Consider the following 24134-nt stretch of genomic DNA (forward strand, 5'->3'; position numbering starts at 1 on the left):
CCGCCGGGCCTCGGAGGTCCGGCGGCCCCTACCAGGGTCTGCGGTGTGTCAGCTCCGGTCGGCCTTCTGCGGCGACCCGTCGGATTCCGGGGCCTCCGCCTCCGGGGCCTCCGCCTCCGGGGCCTCCGCCTCCGGGGTGACGTCCTCGGCGGCCTCGTCCGAGGATCCGGCCGTCCCCTCGGCGGAGCCGTCCTTCCCGGCATCCCCGGCCGTTTCCTGGGCGGCGGGCTCGACGATCTCCTCGCGGCCGGGGCGGACCTTCGCCGAGACCACGATGTACGTCACGGCGAGGACGAACACCACGATCGCGGTCCACACGTTGAGCCGGAGGCCCAGCACGTGGTGCGCCTCGTCGACACGCATGTACTCGATCCAGCCGCGGCCCGCGCAGTAGGCGGCGACGTACAGCGCGAAGGCGCGGCCGTGTCCGAGCTTGAAGCGGCGGTCGGCCCAGATGACCAGGAGCGCCACACCGACGCACCACAGCGACTCGTACAGGAAGGTCGGGTGGTAGGTGCCCGCGACGCGGTTCGTGCCCTCGCTGATCTTCAGTGCCCAGGGCACGTCCGTCGGCTTGCCGTACAGCTCCTGGTTGAACCAGTTGCCCCAGCGCCCGATCGCCTGGGCGAAGGCGATGCCGGGGGCCAGCGCGTCCGCCCAGGCCGGGAGCGGGATCCCGCGCCGTCGGCAGCCGATCCAGGCGCCGACCGCGCCGAGGGCGATCGCGCCCCAGATACCGAGGCCGCCCTCCCAGATCTTGAAGGCGTCGACCCAGTCCTCACCGTCGCTGAAGTACAGCTGGTAGTCGGTGATGACGTGGTAGAGCCTGCCGCCGACCAGGCCGAAGGGCACGGCCCACACGGCGATGTCGGCGACGGTGCCGGCTCTGCCGCCCCTGGCGATCCAGCGCTTGTTGCCGAACCAGACGGCGACGAAGACACCGATGATGATGCAGAACGCGTAGCCGCGGAGCGGGATCGGGCCGAGCTCGATCACGCCGGTCGACGGGCTGGGAATGAAGGCAAGGTTCATGACGGGGTCGACGCTACCCTGCCGGACGGGACGTACGGCAAGCCGTCCGGCAACTTCTGGGTAACGGGACCCCCGGCGGAGTACCCGCCGGGGTGCTCCGCCGGTCCTACGAGGCCGACGGTGTGGCGCCGACGGTGCCCGGCTTCTTGCCCTTGTTCGCCTCCGCCACCCACTTCTTGATGTTGGCCTCGGAGATCTGCTCGTTCCCCTTCTTCGGGAAGATCGACTCGCCGTTGAGCAGCGCCGTGGGGGTCCCCTGGAAACCCCCCTCGCCGAACGCCTTGTTGGACTTCTCCACCCAGCTGTCGTGCGTGCCGTCCTCCACGCAGCTGCGGAAGGCGGGGGTGTCCAGGCCGTCCACCTTGCCGGCGAGGTCGATCAGCTTGCCGTTGTCGCCGAAGGCGTCGTCGGTCTCGGCGGGCTGGTTGCGGTAGAGGACGTCGTGGTACGGGGCGAACTTGCCGACGTCCTGGGCGCAGGCCGCGGCGTTGGCCGCGCGCAGGGAGCCGCTGCCGCCGAGGTTGCCGTCGATGATCGTGGCCAGGTGGTACTCCACCTTGAGCTGCCCGCTGTCCGTCAGCTCCGTGAACGTGTCGCGGAAGGCGTTCTCGAACTGGGCGCAGACCGGGCAGCGGAAGTCCTCCCAGATCGTGAGCGTGGACGGTGCGTCGTCGGCCCCGACCTGGAGGGCCAGGCCGTCCTCCCCCATAGCCCCGGACGGGGTGACGGCGGGTCCGGCCTCGCTGTCCTTGTCGTTCTTCCCGGCGTTGGCGGCGATCACTCCGATCACCGCGGCGAGCGCCAGCACCCCCACCACGGCGGTCGCGACGATCAGCGTGCGGCGGCGGCGCTCGCGCGCCCGGTCCTGCTCACGCTGCTGGACGAGCCGGTCGCGCGCGGCTCTGCTTCGGTCTCGGTTCTTCTCGCTCACACCGCGCAAACGAACCGGGGAGGCGCGTGAGCGCCTCCCCGGTCCCAGGTCCACCCGTACGGATGACGACGGGTGTCAGCGCTTTCGAACGCCTTCGGCCAGTTCGGCCGCGAGGGCGCGTACGGCGGCGAGACCGGCGGCCTCGTCGGGCGCGTCGAGCATCCGCTTGACGAAGGCGGAGCCGACGATCACCCCGTCGGCGAAGCCGGCGACCTCCCGGGCGTGCTCGGCGGTGGAGACGCCGATGCCCACGCAGACGGGCAGGTCCGTGGTGGCCTTGGTGCGCCGCACCAGGTCCTGGGCCTGCTCGCCGACCGACTCGCGGGTGCCGGTGACGCCCATCAGGGAGGCGGCGTACACGAAGCCGGAGCCCGCCGCGGTGATCGTGGCGAGCCGTGCGTCCTGGCTGCTCGGGGCGACGACGAAGACGGTGGCGAGGGAGTGCTTCTCCGCGTGCTCCCTCCACAGTCCCGACTCCTGGACCGGCAGGTCGGGCAGGATGCACCCGGCGCCGCCCGCGTCGGCGAGCTCGGCGGTGAAGCGCTCCACGCCGTACCGGTCGATCGGGTTCCAGTACGTCATGACGAGGATCGGCGCGCCGGTTGCCTCGTGGGCCTCCCGGACCGTGCGCATGATGTCGGCGATCCTGACCCCGCCGCGCAGCGCGATGTCGTCGGCGGTCTGGATGACCGGCCCGTCGAGCACCGGGTCGCTGTGCGGGAGGCCCACCTCGATGACGTCGGCGCCGCCGGCGACGGCCGCCTTGACGGCCTCGATGCCGCCGTCGACGGTCGGGAAGCCTCCGGGCAGGTAGGCGATGAGCGCCGCCCGGTCCTCGGATGCCGTCCGGGCCAGCGTCGATGCGAGAAGCTCTCGGTTGCCGCTCACTTGGTGACCTCTTCCTCTCCGTCGGCCACATCGGCCTCGACGACGGCGTCGGCGCCGTCGTACAGCCCGAAGTAGCGCGCCGCCGTGTCCATGTCCTTGTCGCCGCGGCCGGACAGGTTGATCAGGATCAGCCCGTCCTCGCCGAGCTCCCGCCCGATCTCCAGGGCCCCGGCCAGCGCGTGCGCGCTCTCGATGGCCGGGATGATCCCCTCGGTGCGGGAGAGGAGGCGCAGCGCCTGCATGGCGGCGTCGTCGGTGACCGCGCGGTACTCGCCGCGGCCGACGTCCTTGAGGTAGGCGTGCTCGGGTCCGATGCCCGGGTAGTCGAGCCCGGCGGAGATGGAGTAGGGCTCGGTGATCTGGCCCTCGTCGTCCTGGAGGACGTAGCTGCGTGAGCCGTGCAGGATGCCGGGCTCACCCGCGGTCAGGGTCGCCGCGTGCTCGCCGGTCTCCACCCCGTGGCCGGCCGGTTCGCAGCCGATCAGGCGGACGCCCTCGTCGGGGATGAAGGCGTGGAAGAGGCCGATGGCGTTGGATCCGCCGCCGACGCAGGCGACCGCGGCGTCGGGCAGGCGGCCGGTGCGCTCCAGGATCTGGCGGCGGGCCTCGACGCCGATCACCCGGTGGAAGTCACGGACCATCGCCGGGAAGGGATGCGGCCCGGCGACGGTGCCGAACAGGTAGTGGGTGCGGTCCACGTTGGCGACCCAGTCGCGGAACGCCTCGTTGATGGCGTCCTTGAGGGTCCTGGAGCCGGACTTCACGGCGACGACCTCGGCGCCGAGCATCCGCATCCGCGCGACGTTCAGCGCCTGCCGCTCGGTGTCGATCTCACCCATGTAGATGGTGCACTCGAGCCCGAACAGGGCGCAGGCGGTCGCGGTGGCGACGCCGTGCTGGCCCGCTCCGGTCTCCGCGATGATGCGGGTCTTGCCCATGCGCTTGGTGAGGAGCGCCTGGCCCAGCACGTTGTTGATCTTGTGCGAGCCGGTGTGGTTGAGGTCCTCGCGCTTGAGGAAGACGCGGGCGCCGCCCGCGTGCTCGGCGAAGCGCGCGACCTCGGTGAGCGCGCTGGGGCGGCCGGTGTAGTCGACCATGAGCTGGTTGAGCTCGACGGCGAAGGCCGGGTCCGCCTTGGCCTTGTCGTATTCGACGGCCACCTCGTCCACGGCGGCGACGAGCGCCTCCGGGATGAACTTGCCACCGTAGGCGCCGAAGTACCCCTCGGCGCTGGGGATCAGACCCTCGGGGTCCGGGATGAAGAAGTCGGACGACATGCGATGTGCTCCTCGAATCGCAACGGGTGGTGTCACCGTATGCGCCGTGGGCGGAGCGCCGCGCCGACCGGTGGACGGTCGGTGCGGTGGGTCGTGCGGATCCCCCTGTACGGGGGGCGACGGCCGGGGCTCGCTACGGCGCGGACCCCGTGCGCCATCGCATGCCGTTGACCTGTCCCGGCTCGTCGCCGATCACGTACCGCACGCGCCGGCCGTGCACACGCCGGGCGGGCGCGCGGCAGCCGCGGGGGCGGCAGCCGCGTGCCAGCGGCGCGTGCGGGTCCCGGGCGCTCGCCGCGGCGGGGCGCAGGCCCGGCCGGACGCGGGCGGCGGGACGGTCGGCGGACACGGGCCGGTTCAGCCCCGTCCGTGCCGGAGTGCCGGGTGGGCGCCCGCGGCGACCAGGTCGGCCACGGCGGCCCGGGGGTCGCGGCCGGTGACCAGGGACTCGCCGACGAGCACCGCGTCCGCGCCGGCGTTGGCGTAGGCGATGAGGTCGTGCGGGCCCCGGACGCCGGACTCGGCGACCTTGACGATGTGGTCGGGGATCTCGGGGGCGACGCGTTCGAAGGTGGAACGGTCGACCTTGAGGTCCTTCAGGTTGCGCGCGTTGACACCGATGATCTTCGCTCCGGCGTCCACGGCGCGCTCCGCCTCCTCCTCGTCGTGCGCCTCGACGATCGGCGTCAGGCCGATCGACTCGGCCCGCTCGATCAGCGAGACGAGGGCCTCCTGGTCGAGGGCGGCGACGATCAGCAGGGCGAGGTCGGCGCCGTAGGCCCGTGCCTCCCACAGCTGGTACGAGGTGACGATGAAGTCCTTGCGCAGGACCGGGATGTCGACCTTGGCGCGTACGGCCTCCAGGTCGGCGAGCGAGCCGCCGAAACGGCGCTCCTCGGTGAGCACCGAGATGACGGACGCCCCGCCGGCCTCGTAGTCCGCGGCGAGCGCGGCCGGGTCGGCGATGGCGGCAAGGGCCCCCTTGGAGGGGCTGGAGCGCTTGACCTCGCAGATGACGGTCACACCCTCGCCGCGCAGGGCGGCGACTCCGTCCTTGGCCTGGGGAGCGCGCGCGGCGCGTTCCTTCAGCTCGTCGAGGCTGACACGCGCCTGCCGCTCCGCGAGGTCGGCGCGAACGCCGTCAATGATCTCGTCGAGCACACTCACGCGAGCGGCCCCCTTCCGAAGCGGTGGTGGAACAGGATCAGCCATGTCGATGGTATCCGCAGGAGGGCCCTGGGCCCGCATCCGGCGGCCCCGCGTCCCACTCCCTGGTCATTCACGGCGCCAGCGCCGATCCGAAGGGCAGGTTCCTGACCACGGAGAACACGAGCAGGACCGCGCCGACGCCCCACCAGTGGACCGGCGCGAGGCCGATCCTCATCGGCCTTCCCCGGGCCGCGCGGACCGTCCAGAGCAGCCAGACCACGGCGAAGACGGCGTAGCCGGCGACGGCCAGGGCGTTGGCGCCGAGCGCGGTGGCGAGATCTCCGTGGGCGAAGGCGTACGCGCTGCGGAGACCGCCGCAGCCGGGGCAGAGCAGCCCGGTGAACCGGAGCATGGGGCAGACCGGGTAGTGACCGGCTTCGTTGGGGTCGACCGCGGCGACGTAGCCGAAGGCTCCGACGACGGCTGCCATGACCCCGGCGGGGACGGCGAGCCGGCGGATCAGGGAGGCCCGTGCGGGGGCCGGCGGAGGCCCGGGCACGGGGCCGGGGGCGGCGGGAGAGGGAGAGGCTGAGGCGTCCACGCGGTGATTGTCCCCGCTCATGCGGAGAGGCGCAGCCCGGTCCGGGCTGCGCCTCGCGTCGTGTCCTGGGGCACCGGCACCCGCCGGTGCGCCGTCCCAGGCCGTGATCCGGCCTCAGGCCGTGATCTGGGCCTGCGAGGCGCGGGCCCTGGCGGCCGCCATCTCGTCGGACTCCTTCGGCATGCCGAGACCGGCCAGCTTCATGGCGAAACCGACGACACCCCCGAGGAGGACGACGACGATCCCGGCCCAGAAGCCGAGCTGGTTCGCCGCGACCATGAAGAGGCCCGCGATGCAGAAGCCGATGAAGGAGATGATGACACCGGTCCAGGCGGCCGGGGTGTGTCCGTGGCTGCTGCCCGCCATGAGTTGCTCCTTGTTGGTGTTGCGCTGAAGGTGTCGCTGTGGGAAAAGCCCGCTGCCATTGTCCCGTACGCGCCGGTGGACGTGAGGCTCGGGGGTCACGCGTCGCGCGTCGGGTCCTCGCCGCGGTCCAGGGCCTTCCAGAGTTCCTCGGGCCGTTCGGGGTCCGGGGCGGTGCGGGGGGCCTTGCGGGGGCGGGGGGTGCCGTCGCGTTCGTACCGCCCCGACATGGCGGGCCAGCGGCTGCCGAAGCGCAGGGCGAGGAGCCCCGCGAGCAGGATCAGCAGGCCGCCGGCCGCGGTGACGTAGGGCCACGCGGTGTGGCTGAGTGCGTCGACGGTGGCCGCGGTGTCGCCGGTGGTCCGCGCGGCCTGTTCGTCCAGGGCCGCGCTGTCGGAGGCGCCCGCCCAGGCGCTCAGTCCGGCGCCGAGGCCGCTGAGGGCCAGCAGGCCGGCGACGAGCAGCCGTCCGCCGCCGCGGACGGCGAAGACGGCGACCAGAGCGGCCAGGCCGACGACGGCCAGGGCCGCCGGGAGGCCGGTGACGTCCTGGCCGTCGGCGCTCAGCGGCAGGACGCCGCCGCCGACGGCCGCCTCGCCCTCGGCCCAGGTCTGCCCGGAGGCGAGGAGTACGACGGTGGCACCGGCCGCACCGAGGAGCAGGCCGGCGGCCAGACTTCGGCGGTTCCCCGCGCTGTCGGGCGCGGAGACGGCTCGGGAACGGGGCTGGGGTACGGGGACGGCACTCACGCCTTCCACTATCCCCTACCCGGCCGGACCCGTCGGGGACAGGGGGCGGCAGGAAGCCCTCACGGCGCCGGGAGCGGCGTGAGAACTGTCTCGCCGGGCGGCTCCGTCCAGGTCTCCGTGCAGGTGGCGCTGTCCCGGCGGGCCCCTCTCAGTGGGCCCCGAGGCGGTTCGCCGTGTGCACGGCGCGCAGGACCGCGGCGGCCTTGTTGCGGCACTCGGTGTCCTCGGCGACCGGGTCGGAGTCCGCGACGATGCCGGCGCCCGCCTGGACGTAGGCGGTGCCGTCACGGAGCAGGGCGGTCCGGATGGCGATGGCGGTGTCGGAGTCCCCCGCGAAGTCGAGGTAGCCGACGCACCCGCCGTACAGGCCGCGCCGGGTGGGTTCGAGTTCCTCGATGATCTGCAGGGCGCGGGGCTTGGGCGCGCCGGAGAGGGTGCCCGCGGGGAAGCAGGCGGTGAGGACGTCGAAGGCGCTGCGGCCCTCGGCGACGCGTCCGGTGACGGTGGACACGATGTGCATCACGTGCGAGTAGCGCTCGACCGACATGAAGTCGACGACCTCGACGCTGCCGGGCGCGCAGACCCGTCCCAGGTCGTTGCGGCCGAGGTCGACGAGCATCAGGTGCTCGGCGCGTTCCTTCGGGTCGGCGAGGAGCTCGTCGGCGAGCGCCTGGTCCTCCTGCGGGGTGGCACCGCGGTGCCGGGTCCCGGCGATCGGGTGGACCATGGCCCGGCCGTCCTCGACCTTGACGAGCGCCTCGGGGCTGGAGCCGACGACGTCGAAGCCGTCGAAGCGGAAGAGGTACATGTACGGCGACGGGTTGGTGGCGCGCAGCACCCGGTAGACGTCCAGCGCGCTCGCCGTGCACGGCGTCTCGAAACGCTGGGAGGGGACGACCTGGAAGGCCTCACCGGCCCTGATGCGTTCCTTGACGTCCTCGACGGCGTCCATGAAGGCCTGGCCGCCCCAGAGGGCGGTGTAGGGCGGGAGCTCGGAGGGCGGCAGGACGGCGGGTGTGTTCTCCACCGGCCGGGACAGGTCGCGCTCCATGGCGTCGAGCCGGGCGACCGCGTCCGCGTACGCCTCGTCGACCCCGGTGTCCAGGTCGTTGTGGTTGATCGCGTTGGCGATCAGCAGGACGGTGCCGTTGCCGTGGTCGAGCACGGCGAGGTCCGAGGTGAGCAGCATCGTCAGCTCGGGGAGCTTCAGGTCGTCGCCGCCGTGCTCGGCGATCCGCTCCAGCCGGCGCACGACGTCGTAGCCGAGGTAGCCGACCATGCCGCCGGTGAACGGGGGCAGGCCGTCGTCGGCGACCAGGTCGCGCGGGGTGTGCAGGGTCTCGACCGTGGCCCGCAGCGCCTCCAGCGGGTCCCCGTCGGCGGGGACGCCGACGGGCGGGGTGCCGAGCCAGTGGGCCTGTCCGTCGCGTGCGGTCAGGGTGGCGGCGCTGCGTACCCCGATGAAGGAGTAGCGGGACCAGGTGCGGCCGTTCTCCGCGGACTCGAGGAGGAACGTGCCGGTGCGCTCGGCCGCGAGCTTGCGGTAGAGCCCGACCGGGGTGTCGCCGTCCGCGAGGAGCCGGCGGCTGACGGGGATGACACGCCGGTCGACGGCGAGCTTGCGGAAGATCTCGAGATCCATGGCGGCTGACCTTATCGGGGCGCGGTGAGCGGGAGGACGTCCTTGTCGAAGCAGGTGCGGTCGCCGGTGTGGCAGGCGGCACCCGTCTGGTCGACCTTCACCAGGACGGTGTCGGCGTCGCAGTCCAGGGCGACGGACTTGACCTGCTGGACGTGTCCGGAGGTGTCGCCCTTGACCCAGTACTCCTGGCGGCTGCGGGACCAGTAGGTGCAGCGGCCGGTGGTGAGGGTGCGGTGCAGCGCCTCGTCGTCCATCCAGCCGAGCATGAGCACCTCGCCCGTGTCGTACTGCTGGGCGATGGCCGGGACGAGGCCGTCGGGGCCGCGCTTGAGGCGGGCGGCGACGGCCGGGTCGAGATTGCTGGCGGGCGTGGAGCCGGGCGTGCTGGTCATGGGCCCCATTGTGCCGCGCCGGGCGGGGCCTTCCGGTCGTCCGTCCACTGGGCGGACCGGGGGCGGCGGCCGTACGCTGGCGGGCATGTCGACCCATGCGAAGCGTGAACGTCTTCTGCTCGCCGACCTGTTGGAAGCGGCGGGCCCCGAGGCCCAGACCCTGTGCAACGGCTGGAAGACCCGGGACCTGGCCGCCCATGTCGTGGTGCGTGAGCGCCGTGCGGACGCCGCGGGCGGGCTCCTGCTGGGCGCCCTGAAGAACCGGCTGGAGCGGGTCCAGGCCGAGTTCGCCGCCAAGCCGTACGAGGAGCTGATCCAGCTCATCCGTACGGGGCCGCCCCGGATGTCACCCTTCGGGCTGAAGCAGCTGGACGAGGCGGCGAACACCGTCGAGTTCTACATCCACGCGGAGGACGTGCGCCGGGCGCAGGCCGACTGGTCGCAGCGGGACCTCGATCCGGTGTTCGCGGACGTGCTGTGGTCGCGCACGGAGAAGACCGCCCGGATGATGGGCCGCCGCTCGCCGGTGGGTCTGGTGCTGCGCCGCCCCGACGGCCAGACGGCGGTGGCCCACAAGGGCACCCCGGTGGTGACGGTCACCGGGGAGCCGGGGGAGCTGCTGCTGTTCGCGGCGGGGCGGCAGGACGCGGCGCGGGTGGAGCTGGACGGCGACAAGGACGCGCTGGCCAGGCTGCACACGGCCGAGCTCGGGCTGTAGCCCGGGCCGGCGCGGTCCGTGGCGGGCCCCGGGGAACCGGGGCCCGCCGCTGTGCGGCCGCTCAGGCGCCGTCGCGGGCGCGTACGGGCGTCCAGGGGGCCCTGTGGCGGTTCCGCTCGTCGGGGGCGGCGCCTGGGCCCCGTCGCGAACCGAGCACGCCGAGGAGGAACCCCGCCGGGATCGTGACGATGCCCGGGGTCTGGAGCGGGAACACGGCGAAGTCCCACTCCGGGAAGAGGGCGACGGGCGTGCCGGAGAACGCCGGTGACAGGACCATCAGGACACCGGTCAGCGGCAGCGTCCCGTAGACGGTCCACCGCACCCCGCGGGCGTCGAAGCCCGGCCGGAAGAGGGCGTACAGCAGGACGGGCGGCAGGATCGAGGCCGCCGCCGCGAACGACAGGGAGAGCAGCACCTGGGGGTTGCGGTCGTGGGTGTACGCCGAGAGGAGCACGGCGAGCGCCCCGATCCCTGCGACGGCCCAGCGGGCGCGCCGGATCTCCCTCGATGAGGCCTTGCCCTCGCCCTGGGCCCCCGACGTGAGGGTGAAGTCGCGGGCCACGGACGACGCGGCGGCCAGGGTGATCCCGGCGACCGCGGCCAGGGTGGTCGCGAACGCGGCGCAGGCCACGAGGGCGAAGAGCGGGCTGTCCCGAGGACCGGTCGCACCGGGGTCCAGGGCGCCGGTCACCATCAGGAGGGCGGTGCCGCCGGCCGGGTCAGCGGCGTGCAGCAGGTCCCGGCCGATCAGGGCCGAGGCACCGAGCCCGACGACGGCGATGCCGGCGCACAGCAGGGCGACGGGGGCCACGGCCCAGACGCCGGCCCGGCGGGCGGTCCAGGCGTCGCGGATCGGGTGGAGCCGCATCATGATGTGGGGCATGCACGCGGCGCCGAGCACCAGGGTGATCTGGAAGCCGATCAGGTCGAGCCCCCCGGCGAGCCCGTGGCCGAACTGCAGCCCCGGGCGCGCGTAGTCGCCGCCCGCCTTGCTGCCCGCCTGCGCGGCGTCGAAGAGGGCGAACGGCGACCAGTCGAAGCGCGCGAGGACGAGCCCCGCGAGCAGGGTGACGGCGCCGAGGACGACGGCCACCTTGAGGATCTGGATGTAGCCGGTGCCGCGCATCCCTCCGAATGCCGAGTAGCAGACCATCAGCGCGCCGCTGGCGACGGTGCAGCCGGTGAGCGCGCCGTCGGGCAGTCCGAACATGGCGGTCATGACGCGGCCGGCGGTGGTGAGCTGCACGAGCAGCAGCGGGGCCAGCACGACGAGAGTGGCGACGCCGAGCGCCCGGCGTACGGACCCGTCACCCAGGCGGTCGGCGAGGAAGTCGCCCAGGGTGAACACGCCCTTGCGGCGCAGGCGTTCCGCGAAGAGGCGCATGACCAGGGCGAGCGAGGCGACCGTGGCCAGGGCGAAGAGCAGGCCGTCGAACCCGGCGAGCGCGACGGAGCCGGTGGTGGAGAGCAGCGTCGCGGCGGAGACGTAGTCCCCGGCGATGGCCAGTCCTCCGCCGACGGGGCCGAGCGTGGATCCGCCGGCGTAGAAGTGCTCCGGGTCGTCCTGGTCGGCCGCGGCGAGTCCGCACAGCAGCAGGGACACGGCGACGAAGGCGAGGAAGATGACCACGGCCAGGGACCGGGCGTCGATCGCGCCGCTCACCGGGTTCGCTCCGCCGGTACGGCTCTGCAAGGGGCAGCTGAAGGCATGCGCGCCATGGCACCAGCCGGTGCGCGCGGGGCACAGGGCACCGGGGCGCGGCGCGGCGCGGGTACAGCTCTCCCGGCTCAGGACTGTGCGTCCGCACAAGCTCCTCCGGCCGGGGGAATCCGTCCGGCGGGAGGGTCTCCGCCCGGCGGCCCGTGCTCCCTCGCGGGGGGGAAGCGTCGTAGGGACCGCCGGTCCGCGAAGGTGGCCGGGGGGCGTCGCACGGGCCATCCGTCCGCGCCGGTCCGGGACGGCGGACGGCCGGGCGCTCTCCCGCCTCCGGCACGGCCCGGCGGGAAGCACCCGGCCGGCAGGGCACGGGGGGACGGGTTCAGCCCGTCAGCAGCCGTCGCGCGGCGAGCGCCAGGGACACCTCGACCGCGTCGGAGGGCCGCGTCAGGCAACGCCCCGTCAGCTGCTCGAACCTGCGCAGCCTGTTCAGCACCGTGTTGCGGTGGCAGTACAGCTTCGCTCCGGCCCGCTGGGCGGAGCCGTCCGAGTCGAGCCATGCCGTCAGCGTCTCGATGAGCACGTCCCGGTCCGCCGGGTCGAGCCGGTCCAGCGGCCCGAGGACCCGGCCGGCGAGCGCCGTGCCGAGGGCGGGCGAGGACACGACGAGCGCGGCGGGGAGGTGCTCGTCGAGCAGGACGGTGCCGCCGGACGCCGGGCATGCCCTGAGCGCCGTCTCGGCGAGCCGCCGGGCGTCCCCGACCGACGCCAGCCCGTCGACGACGGAACTGACGCCGACCCGCGTACCCAAAGGCGCCGTCAGCCCTTCGGCGAGCGCACCGAGTTCGTCGTCGGAGGTGAGGCCGTCGGGAACCGCGGGCCCGTCCTCCTCGCACCGCGGCTCCTCCTCGGACACGGCCGGGGCCGCCCCCAGGGGAAGGATCGCCAGCTCCACGTCGCCCGCGGAGTGCCAGAGCGCGGGAGTCTCCCCGGCGAGTTCGAGGGGCGGACGCCCCGTGGCGTGCGGGGAGCGGCGGGCGCCGGCGACCGCGAGGACGGCGTACCGCCCCTGCACCGGCAGCCCCAGCATCGCGGCGGCGTCCGGCAGGTCCGCGATCCGCGCGGTGCCGTCCAGCAGGGCCGCCGTCATCAGGCGCTGCTGGTTCTCCCGGCGCCAGGAGAGCCGCCGCTCCGCCTGCCGGTACGCCTCGGCCACCACCGCGCAGTGCTCGTCGACGAAGTTCCAGACGTCCGCGGCGACATGGACGAGCAGACGGGTGTCCTCGGGGTGGCGGCGGGCCGTGTCGTCGACCAGGTCCTGCCAGACCATCGCGCCGCCCATCCGGAAGGCGTGCATGACCGCGTCGAGGGGGACGCCCTGTTCGGCCCGGTTCTCGCCGATCCACCGGGAGGTGCGGTGGGCGGCCTCCCTGAACTCCCGGGGCTGGATGAGGGAGGCGACGTTGTGCCGCAGCGAGTGGTGGACCTCCTGCCAGATCTCCGCAGGCTCGTTCTCGATCGCGGCGCGGTAGGCGGGCTCCTGCTCCCGCAGCGCCTCGACCAGCCGGTCCGTGAGCTCCGGCAGCGCCTCCAGCAGCACGCGGGCCGCCCGGTGGAGCACCGCCACGGCCTCCCGGTCGGCCAGGGAGCGGGCGCGGTGCGGCATGGGTGCGACGGGGGGCGGTCCGTGCAGTGCCCTGATCCGTGAACGTACGACCTGCGGCATGGCGGCCTCCACCGGGAATCGGCCGGCTGCGGTGCGGCCGGCCCCGGTGTGCGCCCGGCCCGGCACGGGCCGGGCGCACACCGATTGATCCTGACGGACGCAGAATGGCATACCGCCCGGTCGGTACCTAGAGGTCTGCGCGGTTCTTCTCATCACGGTCCTGCAACCTCGCCCCGCCCCCGCGGTCCAGCAGCCGCGCGAGCTCGGTCCGCGACCGCACGCCGAGCGCCGCGAAGACGTTGCGGAGATGGTGGTCGACGGTCCGCGGGCTCACCGAGAGGCGCACCGCGACCTCGCGGTTGGTGCCCCCCTCGGCGACGCAGCGGGCGATGCGCTGCTGCTGCGGGGTCAGTCCGGCCAGCGGGCCGGGGCCGCTCTGCTCGGGCGCGTCCACCGCCTCTCCGGCGGCCCGCAGCTCCCCTCCCGCCCGGTCGGCCCAGACGCGGGCCGAGCAGCGTTCGAAGGCGACCAGCGCGTCGCGCAGCGGGCCCCGGGCCTCGCGGGTGCGGCGCAGACGGCGCAGCAGCTGGCCGTGGAGCAGCTGGGTGCGGGCGCGCTCGAAGTCACCGCCCGCGCGGTCGTGGTGGGCCAGCGCCTCCTCGTACCGTGCGGCCGCCTCCTCGGGCGGTGCCAGCAGGGCGCGGCAGCGGGCCAGCTGGGCGGGCACCTGGGGGTCGGTCGTCCGCGCCGTCCACAGAGCGAACTCCTCCACGGCGAAGGCGAGTTCGGAGGCCCCTTCGTCAGCGCGGCCGGAGAGCACCGTCGCCTCGACGTAGCACGGCACGGCGAGCATCCGGGTGGCGAAGTGCCCTGTTCCCGGTCCCGGCCTGACCAGCGGCCCCAGCCGGGCCGCCGCCTCACCGGGCCGGCCGGCCGCCAGATCGGCGCGGGCGACCGCCCAGGTGGCGAGCATGGCGGCCTGGGCCAGGCCGTGCGGCCCCGCCCCGGCCAGCGCGGCGTCCGCGTGGGCGGCGCACGCCTCGGCGGGCCCCTCCACCGAGGCGGCGAGCGCGAGCACGGCGTGCAGATGCGTGGCGGAGTTCTGCTGCCCGGTGCGCCGCGCGGCGTGCAGCCCCTCCAGCGCGTGGGCCCGGGCCCTGGCGTGCTGCCCGGCGCGCAGCTCGGCGTACGCGAGCTGTTCCAGGGCGTGCGGCAGCAGGGCCTCGGGGCCGCGGGTGCGTACGACCGCGAGGGCGCGGGCCCCCGCGCGGCAGGCGGCGTCGACCTCGCCGAGCACCAGCGCCGAGGCGGCCGCCCGCAGGAGTTCGCCCGCGTCCTCGGCGCGGTCGGCGGAGTCGAGGCAGCACCGCAGGAGGGCGTGGCCCCGGTCGGGGTGCCCGGCGAGCACCGCGCACATCCCGGCACGGTACTGCGCCATGGACCGGTCGGCCGCGGTGACGGGGATGCGGTTCATGGCGTCCAGGTACGCGATGGCGTCCCCCATGGCCCACGCCGCCTCCGCCGCGCCGAACAGCGCGTCCAGGGTGCGGCGCGGGTCGTGCGGGGCGAGTAGCTCCGCCGCCGCCAGGAGCGCCTCACGGGCGTCGGCCACCGGTCCGTCGCGCAGGGCCAGCATGCCGCGCACGTAGGGCGCGGCGCCCCCGGCGAGGTGGGGTCCGACGCGGGCCAGCATGGCGCGGGCCCGGCCGGTGTCGCCCGCCAGCCGCGCCTGCTCGGCGGCCTCGGTGAACCGCGCTGCGCGCAGGGTGTCGTCGGTGGAGAGCGCGGCGGCGCGGGCCAGCGCGGCCGAGCGTTCGCCGTGCGGCCGGGGTGCGGTGGCCGCCGCTTCCAGCTGTCCTGCGAGGCCCGCGTCCGGCCCGGGTGCGGCACAGGCGCGCTGGACGAGTGCGGGAAGCGGCGCCGGGCCCGGGCCGCTGAGGAGTCCGGCCAGCAGTTCGTGCACGGCCCTGCGGCGGCCCGGGGGCGCCCGGTGCAGGACCGCCCGGCGCAGCAGCGGATGGCTGAAGTGCACGCGGCTGCCTGCCCGCTGGAGGGCTCCGGCGGTGCCGGCGGGCGCGAAGAGCACCCGGTCGAGGTAAGCGGTGGCCAGTCCGGCCCGGGCCCCGGCCCGCAGGAGCAGAGCCGCGTCGGCCCCCGCCCCGTCGGGCTCGTGCTCCTCCGCCGCCGCGGCCAGCAGGAGCAGGGTGTGGGTGTCGGGGGAGAGCCCGTCCAGGTGCTCGGCGTGGGCGTCGAGGACGCTCTCGGCCCCGGGCAGCGGATACGGCAGCGCGCTGCGCCCGGCGAGCTGGCCGGGGGTGAGGCGGCCCGCGAGTCCGGCCATGAGGCGCGGGTTCCCGGCCGCCTCGCGCAGGAGTTCGCTGCGTACGACGGGGTCGACCTCGGCCGTGCCGTCGGTGAGGCGGTCCAGCAGGGCGGTCGCCGCGTCGTCGTCGAGCGGGCCGAGGCGCAGCGCGGGCAGTCCGGCGAAGGCGGTCTCGTCGGCCGCGCCGATGACCACCGCGACCCGGCTGCCCGCGCCGAGTCTGCGGGCCGCGAAGCCGAGCGCCGCGCGGGAGTCCGGGTCCCAGGCGTGCGCGTCGTCCACGCAGACCAGCAGGGGCTGTTCGGCGCCCAGGATCCGCAGCAGGCCGAGCAGCCCGCCCGGGGTGATGCCGGAGCGCAGGACGGTGTCGGGGGCGAGGGGCAGCGGACCGGGCGCCGAGCAGAGCAGGGCGTGCAGTCCGCTGAAGGGCAGTCTCTGTTCGGCGGGGGCCGCGGCGGCGAAGAGCACGGGGCCGCCGTGTCCGGCGAGGTAGCGGGAGGCGGTCTGCCGCAGCAGTGCGGTGCGGCCGAGGCCGGGCGGCGAGGTCAGCACGAGCGCTCCGCCGTCCCCTGCCCGCAGCCGCCCCGACAGGGTTTCCAGGATGGCCAGTTCACCGCTGCGGCCGTACAGCCGGAGCGGACTGTGCACGGTCGTCGTTGGGGTCACGCTCTTCACGTTACTTCCGCGTAAACAGCGTCGGAAGGCTCGCGTCCGCTCCCTGTTCCCGGTCGGCCCGGAGCGGTGCGGGCTCCCAACGGAACGGCGTGCGCACTGTGCGGAGGCACAGTCCCGGCCCGATCGGCGGCGGCCGCCCGTAACGTCGGTGCATGACTGATGAATTGCGTACACACGACGGTTTGACCCTGCGTTACTGGTCCTGGTCGCGGAAGCCGGACACCTCCCTGCCCCCGGTGGTGCTGCTGCACGGTTTCGCGGCGAACGCCCGGCTGAACTGGGAGGGGCCCGGTGTCGTCGAGGCGCTCGTCGCACGGGGACGCCGGGTGTACGCCCTGGACGCGCGCGGCCACGGCGAGTCGGACCGGCCGCACGACGACACGCACTACGGCGAGTCGCTGATGGCCCGTGACGTCCGTCTGCTCATCGACCGGATCGGCGAGGAACGGGTGCACCTCGCGGGCTACTCGATGGGCGCCGTGGTGGCGCTCCTCGCCGCGGCGCGGGATCCCCGGATCAGCCGTCTGGTGGCCGGAGGGATCGGCGCCGGGGCGGTCGAGGTCGGCGGACTGGACACCCGGGTGATGCCTCCGGAGCTGGTGTCGGCGGCGCTGACGGCGCAGGACGCGGCGGACGCACCCGAGCGGACCCGGGCCTTCAGGGTCCTGGCCGACACGGCGGGCGGCGACCGGCTGGCGCTGGCCGCGCAGATCCGGGCGGTGCACCGGGACGCGCTGCCGCTCGACCGGGTCGTCGTCCCGACGCTGGTCCTCGCCGGCGAGGACGATCCCCTGGCGACCCGGCCCGAGGTGCTGGCCTCGGCGATAGCGGGGGCGGAGCTGACCGTGCTCCCGGGGGACCACCTCACCGCCGTACGCGATCCGGGCTTCGCCGAGGCCATCAGCTCGTTCCTCGCCCGGGGCTGAACGGCGGGCCGGGCCGGAGCGGCCGGGACGGGGAGCGGGAAGGGGCCGGGCCAGGAGCGGCCGGGACGGGGAGCGGGAAGGGGCCGGGCCCGGAGCGGAGGACGCGGGCAGCAGGAAGGGGCCGGGCCGCGGTGTCCGCGGCCCGGCCCCCGGCGCGGCTCCCCCGGCAACCGGAGCCGTGCCTTCCCCGGGGTGCGGCGCTCAGCCGTGTACCGGGCAGTCCTCCTTCGCGGGTCGGTGGGCGGCCTCGGTGGCCGGCCCCAGCGGGACGGGGAGGGTGAACTCCGTGCAGGACGCGGGTTCGTCGGCCAGGGCCGGGACCGTCGTGACGACGATGCGCACGGCACCGCCGTCCGGCCGGTCCACCCGCCAGGGATCGGCCCGCGCGATGCGGCCGATCTCGGCGTCCGAGAGCTCCCCGTCGTGGGCGGCGTCCGCCAGCTGCCGGGCGAGGCCCGCCACCTGGAGGCGCTGGTTCTCCGTACGTGTGCGGTCGGCCCCCTCGGGCAGCCGGTCGCCCAGCCACCACAGGAGCGTGCCCACGGCCGCCAGGACGAGCACGGCCAGGGCGGCCGGTACGGCGAGGGCGACGACGCCGGCCGGCCGGCGCGCCTTCGCGCGTCCGGCCGGCCGGCCCGTCGGATGGTGTTCCGTGTGATCGGTCATGTCACCGACGGTCGTACCGCATCACGAGCCCGTGTATCCCAGTGCCGTCAGTCTCGACTTCATCACGTTCGCGTACCCCGTGGTGCCGTCGGACTTCGGGTGGAAGGACTCGCGGCTCAGGCACTCCTCGGGCAGCCAGTCCGCCGTGCAGGAACCGCTGACCTTGGTGACCGGGTCACCCTGGTGGAAGTCGCCGTCGCCGTTGGGGCCGATGACGATCTTGTTGATCCATTCGGGGTCGTCGCAGCCCGCGTGGCCGACGAAGGCGTCGACCGGGTTCGCGTACGCGATCTTCATGCCCCCGGACTTGAGCTGGCCGACCAGCTTCTCCTGCTCGGTGTCCGCGTGGTTGACCAGCTCGGCCAGCGCCGCGACCTCGGGCATCATGTAGTAGAGCGAACCGGAGCACTTGACCGTGCGGCTGAGCAGTTCCGGATAGCCCATGAGCACGATCTGCGCGTTCGGTGCCTTGAGCGAGATGTCGCTCAGGGTGCTCGACAGGTTGGGGATCATCGTCTGGTCGACGATGCCCTTGTACTTGGGCAGGAAGTTCGGGTCCTCGTTGCAGTTGGTCCCGATCCCCGCGCAGTCCATCATGGCGTTGGTGAAGCCGCCGCCGTCGTTGCCGCCGAGCGTGAGCATCACCAGGGTGGTCTCGGGGGTGAGCACCCCGGAGTTGACCTGGTTGATCTCCTTGAACTGCCCCTCGCCGAAACTCTGCGACTCCGCGTCGAAGGGCCCGTTCCAGACGTTCCTGGTCATCGCCCCGGAGCAGGCCACGAAGCCGAGTTCGGCGGTGGTGCTCCAGTCGTCGGAGAGCTGGCCCAGCGCGGTCGATGTGCCCGGCAGGACGACCTTCCGGGACCATGCGTTGTCGCTGCGCCGGCAGGCGTTCCAGCGGTCGGTGCCGTGGTCGGCGTCGGACTCGGGGCTGTAGTCGCCGGCGCCCTCACCCGAGGTGTACGAGTCGCCGAGGACGGCCACGATGTGCTTCGGCTTGGCCGGCAGCGGCTGGAAGGCCACCGCGTCCCAGGCCACGTCCTCACTGCCGTCCCCGTCCTCGGTCTGGCTGCCGAGGCGGACCCGGGGCGTGCCGCTCATGTTGTACACGCCCAGCGAGACCCAGGTGTTGGCCTTGATCTTCTGGTTGACGTAGCGGGTACGGGTGAACGACCCGGTCCCGGTGTCGATCTCGTACTTGGCCTGCTGGGTGTGCGCCCCGTGGTCGGGGATGTGCACCATCACCCGGGACCAGCCGTTGAGCGCCTTGCCCAGCTTCCAGGTCCCCGTGGTGCTGAGGCGGTTGGCCTCCGCGGTGCCGCTCTCGCGGCTGTGGGTGAACCAGAAGTGGTTGCTGTACCCGGCTCCGATCTGGTGCAGGTCGATCTTGCCCGGGTAGAAGCCGCCCGACGCGGCGAAGGTGAACTCGAAGCTGCCCGCGGAGGACACCGCCGACGGGCAGCGGTTGGCCGACCCGGACGGCCGGATGCCGTTGGCCACGTCGTCGATGACCAGGGCACCGCTCGGAACGCCTCCCGAGCAGCGCGGCGCGTAGGAGTTCTCGTCCGGCTGTTCGGGGTAGGTGTCGTCGAACCGGTGGATCGCGTTGCCGCAGACCCCTGAGGCACAGTTCTTCCAGGTGGTCGCCGGGATCGACTTGTTCCACCAGCAGTACAGGTCGGTGCGGGTGCAGGCGCCCATGCCGGGGTCGTTGGAGTCGTTCGGGCCGATCTTGCTCGGGTCGCACTCGTTGGCGCTGGTGCAGAACAGCGACTCCGGCGGCTTCAGCGCCGTACGGTCGAGAGTGGTCGTCCACCAGGCGGGGCGGTACCCGGCCTGCATGTCACCGGGCTTGAAGAGCGCCGAGATGGGACGGGCGGCCCAGCCGAGGACCTTCTCCTGGTAGGGCCAGTCCTGCGGGTGCGCGGCGTGCGAGTAGTCGTCGGTACCGCTCGCGTTCTCCAGGAACGGGGTGCGGTTGGCCTTCCACAGCGGGTTGGCCGGGTTGTTGGTGAAGCCGAGGCCCCACTTGCCCTTGTTCTTGCTCGCGTCGGCCTCGGGGTAGTAGCCCGAGTTGTACGCCCACAGCGCGAAGAACCAGCTCTCCAGGTACTTCGGGTCGCCGTTGGCGATGGTCATCCCGCCGGCCTTGGTCTGGTTCCACTTCTCGATCAGGATGTTGACGCCGGCCGCGATGTTCGCGGTGTAGTCGACGGCCACGGCCTTCTGCTGGAGCGAGGACCACCCGGTGTCACCCTTGCGCATGTTGTCGGTGACCTGCGTGATGCCGTAGCCGCAGTCCGAGTCGGACCAGTCGATCGCCCACGGGTCGGGGATCCCGCCGTCGGAGTTGTACTTCGTGCCGTAGTAGTTGCCGATCAGGGAGTTGGCGGTCACCCCGGGCACGGCGTACCGGGTGGCCTGCCACATGTTGGATTCCTGCGCGGTGATCCCGAGCATGACCTGCGCCGGGATCTGGCCGCCGCCGGTCAGCGAGTCCCGCGGGAACAGCTGCTGGGGCGCGTAGGAGCCGACCCCGGTGTCCTTCCAGTTGGCCGGACGGGACACCAGCTTGTTCAGGTTGTTGCTGATCGCCTGGTCCACCGCCCACTCCACCTGACGGGGCGTCGGCTGGAACGCCTGCTGGCGGACGTCACCACGGGCGACGGCGCAGGTGCGCTCCTCCTCCACCGGGTTGTGCGGGTCGGCCGCGGCCGCGAGTGACGCGGAGCGGGTGCCGGGCGCGGTGGTGGAGACCCCTGCCAGCGCCGGGGAGAGCTTCTGGCCGGCGTCCTCGTGGGGGGCGCCGCCGGGGCTGGTCTCCAGGGCGACCGTCTTGCCGGTGCCCAGGTCCTTGAGGTCGATCAGCGCGTTGCGCTCGGCGCCGGTGTCCCCGGCGCGGGCCGGGTTCTTGCCGTCGCCGCTCCAGCCGGCGTCGGTCACCAGGACCTTGCCGTCGGTGGAGGCGTGCGCGTCCTTGGGGGCGGATGCCGGGCGGCGCACCACCGAGGGCAGGGCGGAGACGGCCTGCCGGGACTCGCCGGTCACCAGCACGGTGCCGTCGGCGCTGGACGTGAGGTCCATCTTGGTGAGGGTGCCGGTGGCGAGCGTGCTCGGGGCGCCCTTCCCGGTCTTCACCGCGGCCGCACCGACCCGCATGACGGCGCCGTCCGCGGGATCGGCCGCCTTCGCCTTCGCCGCAGCGGTGGTCCGGTCGAGGTAGACGAGGCCGCCGTCCCGGTCGGCCTTGAGCTGGAAGGGGATGCGCCGGGCGAGGGCGACGGTGCTGCGGACGCCCTTCCCGTCGATCCGGACGATCCGGTTCCCGTCGGCTGCGACGACGTCGTCGCCGTACGGCACGGCCGAGGTCACCTGACCTGCCAGCGCCTGGGGTGCGGATGCCTTGCCGGTCGCCGCGTCCACCCGGACGATGCGCGTCTCGTTGCGCGCGGAACGGTCATCGGCGAACTGCGAGAACACCGCCGTCTCGTCCGTGCCGCAGCCCGGCGAGAAGTAGGCCAGGGACGCCTGGAAGGGGAGCTTGGTGACCTTCCCCGTGGCCAGCTCGACGACGGCGGTGAACGCACCGCGCGACATGAGCTGCTGGTCGTTGGTGAAGGTGCGGGGGGCGTACGCGACCACGGCGCGCTCGCCGGAGCCGGTGACGCAGACGTTGCCGATCCAGCTGTCGGCCTCGAAGCCCGGCTCGGCCAGGGTGGCCGCCGTGCGCCAGGCGTAGCCGTCCTCACGTGCGGCGGTCAGCAGGTGGAACCCGGTGGCGTCACCGGAGGTGCTCCACGCGAGGTCGTCGGACGCGGTGTACGACGTGCCGAGCACCGCGGCACGTTGTTCCTCCGGTACGGCGGCCGGCCGTGCGGAGTCGCCGGACGCGGCCTTCCCGCCGGTCGGGCCCTGGGCTGCTCCCGGGGGCGCCTTCGGCTCCGGCGCGGCGTTCGCCCCCGCGGGGAGCGCGGCGATCAGGGCTGCGGCGGTGGCGAGTACGACGGTGGTGCGGACGGCTTTGCTGCGGTGCCGGCGGCCCGCTCTCTGCCTGGGTCTCATACGTGCGGCCTCCCGTTGTGGTGCATGGTGTGCGCGCAGATGATGACTCACGCGCATCTCGCGCCGCTCTCGGCGCACGTGTCGCGAGACGGCTGCTCCAACTCCGGTTCCCCGCAGGGGAGGACGGGCAGCTCAAGGGACGGTCCAGGACGTGGTCCGCGGCGGTGACCGGCGGGGGCGGTCCGGGACACGCCCCCGCCGGTCCGTGGTCAGGAGGTGTGCGGGCAGTTGCCCCTGTACTCCGCGATGGTCAGGCTGGTCGACGGCAGGGGGCAGAGGAACTGCTCGTAGCGGGTGTCGTTGTCGATGAAGCGCTTCAGCCAGCTGATGCTGTACTTCGCGATCGTCGTGTTGGAGCTGTTCGGGGTGAAGTGCGTGGCGCCCCGCAGCTCCAGGTACGCCTTGTCCAGCGAGCTCGGCAAGGAGGTGTAGAACGGCTTGGAGTGGGTGGCGACGGGAGCGATCGTGTCGCCGTCGGCGCCGATGACCAGGGTCGGGGTCTTGACCTCGGGCCACGTCTTGTCCGTGTTCCACCCCGTCAGCGGGATCGCCGCCTGGAGCGACGGACGGTCCTTCGCCGCTTCGAGCGTGCCGCCACCACCCATCGAGTGGCCCATCACACCCAGTCGCGAGGAGTCGACCCGGTTGCGCACCGAGCTGTCGTCGGTCAGGTAGTCGAGTGCGGCGAGCAGTTGGTCACCGCGGCTGGCCGGCTGGTCGACCGTGGTGTTGGTGTCGATGGTGAACACGACGAACCCCTGCGAGGCCAGCCGCGGGCCCAGCCACGCGATGCTCGACTCGTAGGCCGTGAAACCGGGCGAGATGACGACCGCGCCGAAGGTGCCGTCCGAGGTGGACGTCGGATAGTAGATCGTCCCGCCGCCGAAGCCTCTGACACTCAGCGAGGACACGGAGGTCTGGGAGGTGGAGTAGGAGCCGCGGAGCGCCTCGATGCTCGAGTTGCTCGGCGCGGGGCCGCGCTCGTACGGGTTGTCCGCGGCCTGTGCTCCGCCGGGGACGAGCGCGGTGAGCAGACCGGCGGTCGCCGCCGCGGCCGCCAGGGCGCCCTTGACTGTGCGGGAGCGGCTCTGCGACGTCCGGTGGCGGCGCGGGGAGATGTCGCCGGAGGGGAGGTGCTGCTGCACGGGGGTTCCTCTCGGTTGTGGCGGCACCGCATCACGGCAGCCGGGGCCCGTCGTCCTGGGCCTGCGGGGTGCGGTGTGGAGTGGTGCCGTCGATTCACTGGCCTGTCGCCACTGTCGTGGTGCGCCCCCGTACGGACATCGGCGAGATCGCCGGTCTTCGCGCCCGGTCCGGCCTTCCTCGGGGAGTGACGACACGGGTGCCGGGCCACGGGACCCGACAGCGCGAGGGGCCGGACCGCGGTACGCGCGGCCCGGCCCCTGCTCCCCCTGTGGTCAGGAGGTGTGCGGGCAGTTGCCCCTGTACTCCGCGATCGTGGTGCTGGTCGACGGCAGGGGGCAGAGGAACTGCTCGTAGCGGGTGTCGTTGTCGATGAAGCGCTTCAGCCAGCTGATGCTGTACTTCGCGATCGTCGTGTTCGACGAGTTCGGGGTGAAGTGCGTGGCGCCCCGCAGCTCCAGGTACGCCTTGTCCAGCGAGCTCGGCAGCGAGGTGTAGAAGGGCTCCGAGTGCGAGGCGACGGGAGCGACGGTGTCGCCGTCGGCGCCGATGACCAGGGTCGGGGTCTTGACCTCGGGCCACGTCTTGTCCGTGTTCCACCCCGTCAGCGGGATCGCCGCCTGGAGCGACGGACGGTCCTTCGCCGCTTCCAGGGTGCCGCCACCACCCATGGAATGGCCCATCACCCCGAGCCGGCTGGAGTCGATCCGGCTCTTCACGGAGCTGTCGTCGGTCAGGTAGTCGAGTGCGGCGAGCAGTTGGTCACCGCGGCTCGCCGGCTGGTCCGACGTGGTGTTGGTGTCGATGGTGAACACGACGAACCCCTGCGAGGCCAGCCGCGGGCCCAGCCACGCGATGCTCGACTGGTAGGCGGTGAAGCCCGGCGAGATGACGACCGCGCCGAAGGTGCCGTCCGAGGTGGACGTCGGGTAGTAGATCGTCCCGCCGCCGAAGCCCCTGACACTCAGCGAGGACACGGTCGTCTGGGACGTGGCGTACGAACCGCGGCTCGCCTCGATGCTCGAGTTGCTCGGCGCCGGGCCGCGCTCGTACGGGTTGTCCGCGGCCTGCGCGCCCGGCATCAGCGCCGTGACGAGGCCGGCCGTGGCGGCCGCGGCCGCCATGGCGAGTGTGACGGTGCGGGAGCGGCTCTTCGACATCCGGTGCCTGCGGGGGGCGATGCCGCCGGAGGGGAGGTGCTGCTGCACGAGGGGGGATCCTCTCGGTCGAGGCGGACCACACCGCGGCAGCCGGCGCCCGTCGTCCGGGGGCCT

The 24134-nt window shown here is 73.5% G+C and carries 20 protein-coding genes; 2 read left to right on the top strand and 18 right to left on the bottom strand.

What is annotated here, in order from left to right:
* Positions 1–48 precede the first annotated feature (48 nt).
* The 11 genes from lgt to hisI form a co-directional block, all read right to left on the bottom strand.
* Positions 49–1032, bottom strand: a complete 984-nt coding sequence (gene lgt / locus ACFC51_RS11765; protein WP_376528299.1) for a prolipoprotein diacylglyceryl transferase — start codon at positions 1030–1032, stop codon at positions 49–51.
* Between the two features lie 106 nt (positions 1033–1138).
* Positions 1139–1963 (bottom strand): thioredoxin domain-containing protein, encoded by an 825-nt coding sequence (locus ACFC51_RS11770; RefSeq protein ID WP_376528302.1) that lies wholly within the window; start codon positions 1961–1963, stop codon positions 1139–1141.
* A gap of 75 nt (positions 1964–2038) precedes the next feature.
* The gene (trpA, locus tag ACFC51_RS11775; protein ID WP_376377492.1) at positions 2039–2851 is read right to left on the bottom strand and encodes a tryptophan synthase subunit alpha; all 813 of its coding nucleotides are present in this window, start codon (positions 2849–2851) and stop codon (positions 2039–2041) included.
* A complete protein-coding gene (gene trpB / locus ACFC51_RS11780) occupies positions 2848–4128 on the bottom strand; it encodes a tryptophan synthase subunit beta (protein ID WP_376377493.1) in 1281 nt (426 codons plus the stop codon). The genes trpA and trpB overlap by 4 nt, the downstream gene beginning before the upstream one ends.
* Positions 4129–4261: 133 nt before the next feature.
* The gene (gene trpM / locus ACFC51_RS11785) at positions 4262–4438 is read right to left on the bottom strand and encodes a tryptophan biosynthesis modulator TrpM (protein WP_104791917.1); all 177 of its coding nucleotides are present in this window, start codon (positions 4436–4438) and stop codon (positions 4262–4264) included.
* 47 nt (positions 4439–4485) lie between these two features.
* Positions 4486–5295: an indole-3-glycerol phosphate synthase TrpC gene (gene trpC / locus ACFC51_RS11790; RefSeq protein WP_277334476.1), complete on the bottom strand. Its 810-nt coding sequence runs from the start codon at positions 5293–5295 to the stop codon at positions 4486–4488.
* A 112-nt stretch (positions 5296–5407) separates the two neighbouring features.
* Positions 5408–5878: a DUF2752 domain-containing protein gene (locus tag ACFC51_RS11795; protein WP_376377496.1), complete on the bottom strand. Its 471-nt coding sequence runs from the start codon at positions 5876–5878 to the stop codon at positions 5408–5410.
* 114 nt (positions 5879–5992) lie between these two features.
* Positions 5993–6244, bottom strand: a complete 252-nt coding sequence (locus ACFC51_RS11800; protein WP_376377498.1) for an HGxxPAAW family protein — start codon at positions 6242–6244, stop codon at positions 5993–5995.
* Positions 6245–6339: 95 nt separating this feature from the next.
* Positions 6340–6999: a TIGR02234 family membrane protein gene (locus ACFC51_RS11805; RefSeq protein ID WP_376377500.1), complete on the bottom strand. Its 660-nt coding sequence runs from the start codon at positions 6997–6999 to the stop codon at positions 6340–6342.
* A 139-nt stretch (positions 7000–7138) separates the two neighbouring features.
* A complete protein-coding gene (locus ACFC51_RS11810; protein ID WP_376377502.1) occupies positions 7139–8632 on the bottom strand; it encodes an anthranilate synthase component I in 1494 nt (497 codons plus the stop codon).
* A gap of 11 nt (positions 8633–8643) precedes the next feature.
* Positions 8644–9024 (bottom strand): phosphoribosyl-AMP cyclohydrolase, encoded by a 381-nt coding sequence (gene hisI / locus ACFC51_RS11815; protein ID WP_376377504.1) that lies wholly within the window; start codon positions 9022–9024, stop codon positions 8644–8646.
* Between the two features lie 85 nt (positions 9025–9109).
* Here hisI and ACFC51_RS11820 point away from each other — a divergent pair, with 85 nt between their 5' ends.
* A complete protein-coding gene (locus tag ACFC51_RS11820; RefSeq protein WP_376377506.1) occupies positions 9110–9742 on the top strand; it encodes a TIGR03085 family metal-binding protein in 633 nt (210 codons plus the stop codon).
* 61 nt (positions 9743–9803) lie between these two features.
* Here the strand turns inward: ACFC51_RS11820 and ACFC51_RS11825 are convergent, their stop codons facing one another.
* The 3 genes from ACFC51_RS11825 to ACFC51_RS11835 all read right to left on the bottom strand — a co-directional run bounded on the left by ACFC51_RS11825 (position 9804) and on the right by ACFC51_RS11835 (position 16054).
* Positions 9804–11405 (bottom strand): cation acetate symporter, encoded by a 1602-nt coding sequence (locus ACFC51_RS11825; protein WP_376377508.1) that lies wholly within the window; start codon positions 11403–11405, stop codon positions 9804–9806.
* 376 nt (positions 11406–11781) lie between these two features.
* Positions 11782–13125 carry a PucR family transcriptional regulator gene (locus ACFC51_RS11830; RefSeq protein WP_376377510.1) on the bottom strand — a complete coding sequence of 448 codons (1344 nt, stop codon included), beginning with the start codon at positions 13123–13125 and terminating at the stop codon, positions 11782–11784.
* A gap of 127 nt (positions 13126–13252) precedes the next feature.
* Positions 13253–16054 carry a LuxR C-terminal-related transcriptional regulator gene (locus ACFC51_RS11835; protein ID WP_376528305.1) on the bottom strand — a complete coding sequence of 934 codons (2802 nt, stop codon included), beginning with the start codon at positions 16052–16054 and terminating at the stop codon, positions 13253–13255.
* Positions 16055–16215: 161 nt separating this feature from the next.
* Between ACFC51_RS11835 and ACFC51_RS11840 the strand changes: the two genes are divergently transcribed.
* A complete protein-coding gene (locus tag ACFC51_RS11840) occupies positions 16216–16989 on the top strand; it encodes an alpha/beta fold hydrolase (protein ID WP_376377514.1) in 774 nt (257 codons plus the stop codon).
* A gap of 201 nt (positions 16990–17190) precedes the next feature.
* Here ACFC51_RS11840 and ACFC51_RS11845 read toward each other — a convergent pair whose 3' ends face one another.
* From ACFC51_RS11845 to ACFC51_RS11860, 4 genes are all read right to left on the bottom strand, one after another.
* On the bottom strand, positions 17191–17655 hold the full coding sequence (locus ACFC51_RS11845; protein WP_376528308.1) for a hypothetical protein: 465 nt from the start codon (positions 17653–17655) through the stop codon (positions 17191–17193).
* Between the two features lie 21 nt (positions 17656–17676).
* Positions 17677–21717 carry a hypothetical protein gene (locus ACFC51_RS11850; RefSeq protein ID WP_376528310.1) on the bottom strand — a complete coding sequence of 1347 codons (4041 nt, stop codon included), beginning with the start codon at positions 21715–21717 and terminating at the stop codon, positions 17677–17679.
* A 209-nt stretch (positions 21718–21926) separates the two neighbouring features.
* Positions 21927–22862: an alpha/beta hydrolase family protein gene (locus tag ACFC51_RS11855; protein ID WP_376379557.1), complete on the bottom strand. Its 936-nt coding sequence runs from the start codon at positions 22860–22862 to the stop codon at positions 21927–21929.
* Between the two features lie 273 nt (positions 22863–23135).
* Positions 23136–24068, bottom strand: coding sequence for an alpha/beta hydrolase family protein (locus ACFC51_RS11860; RefSeq protein ID WP_376528312.1), 933 nt, complete (start codon positions 24066–24068; stop codon positions 23136–23138).
* Positions 24069–24134: the final 66 nt, after the last annotated feature.

The organism is Streptomyces sp. NPDC055962, from assembly GCF_042270185.1.
In the GTDB taxonomy this organism is placed as follows: Bacteria; Actinomycetota; Actinomycetes; order Streptomycetales; family Streptomycetaceae; genus Streptomyces.

Coding starts and splice junctions, on each gene's coding strand:
- ACFC51_RS11840 (WP_376377514.1), top strand. CDS start 16,216: ATGACTGATGAATTGCGTACACACGACGGTTTGACCCTGCGTTACTGG.
- ACFC51_RS11845 (WP_376528308.1), bottom strand. CDS start 17,655: ATGACCGATCACACGGAACACCATCCGACGGGCCGGCCGGCCGGACGC.
- ACFC51_RS11800 (WP_376377498.1), bottom strand. CDS start 6,244: ATGGCGGGCAGCAGCCACGGACACACCCCGGCCGCCTGGACCGGTGTC.
- hisI (WP_376377504.1), bottom strand. CDS start 9,024: ATGACCAGCACGCCCGGCTCCACGCCCGCCAGCAATCTCGACCCGGCC.
- ACFC51_RS11820 (WP_376377506.1), top strand. CDS start 9,110: ATGTCGACCCATGCGAAGCGTGAACGTCTTCTGCTCGCCGACCTGTTG.
- ACFC51_RS11810 (WP_376377502.1), bottom strand. CDS start 8,632: ATGGATCTCGAGATCTTCCGCAAGCTCGCCGTCGACCGGCGTGTCATC.
- ACFC51_RS11850 (WP_376528310.1), bottom strand. CDS start 21,717: ATGAGACCCAGGCAGAGAGCGGGCCGCCGGCACCGCAGCAAAGCCGTC.
- trpB (WP_376377493.1), bottom strand. CDS start 4,128: ATGTCGTCCGACTTCTTCATCCCGGACCCCGAGGGTCTGATCCCCAGC.
- lgt (WP_376528299.1), bottom strand. CDS start 1,032: ATGAACCTTGCCTTCATTCCCAGCCCGTCGACCGGCGTGATCGAGCTC.
- ACFC51_RS11830 (WP_376377510.1), bottom strand. CDS start 13,125: ATGCCGCAGGTCGTACGTTCACGGATCAGGGCACTGCACGGACCGCCC.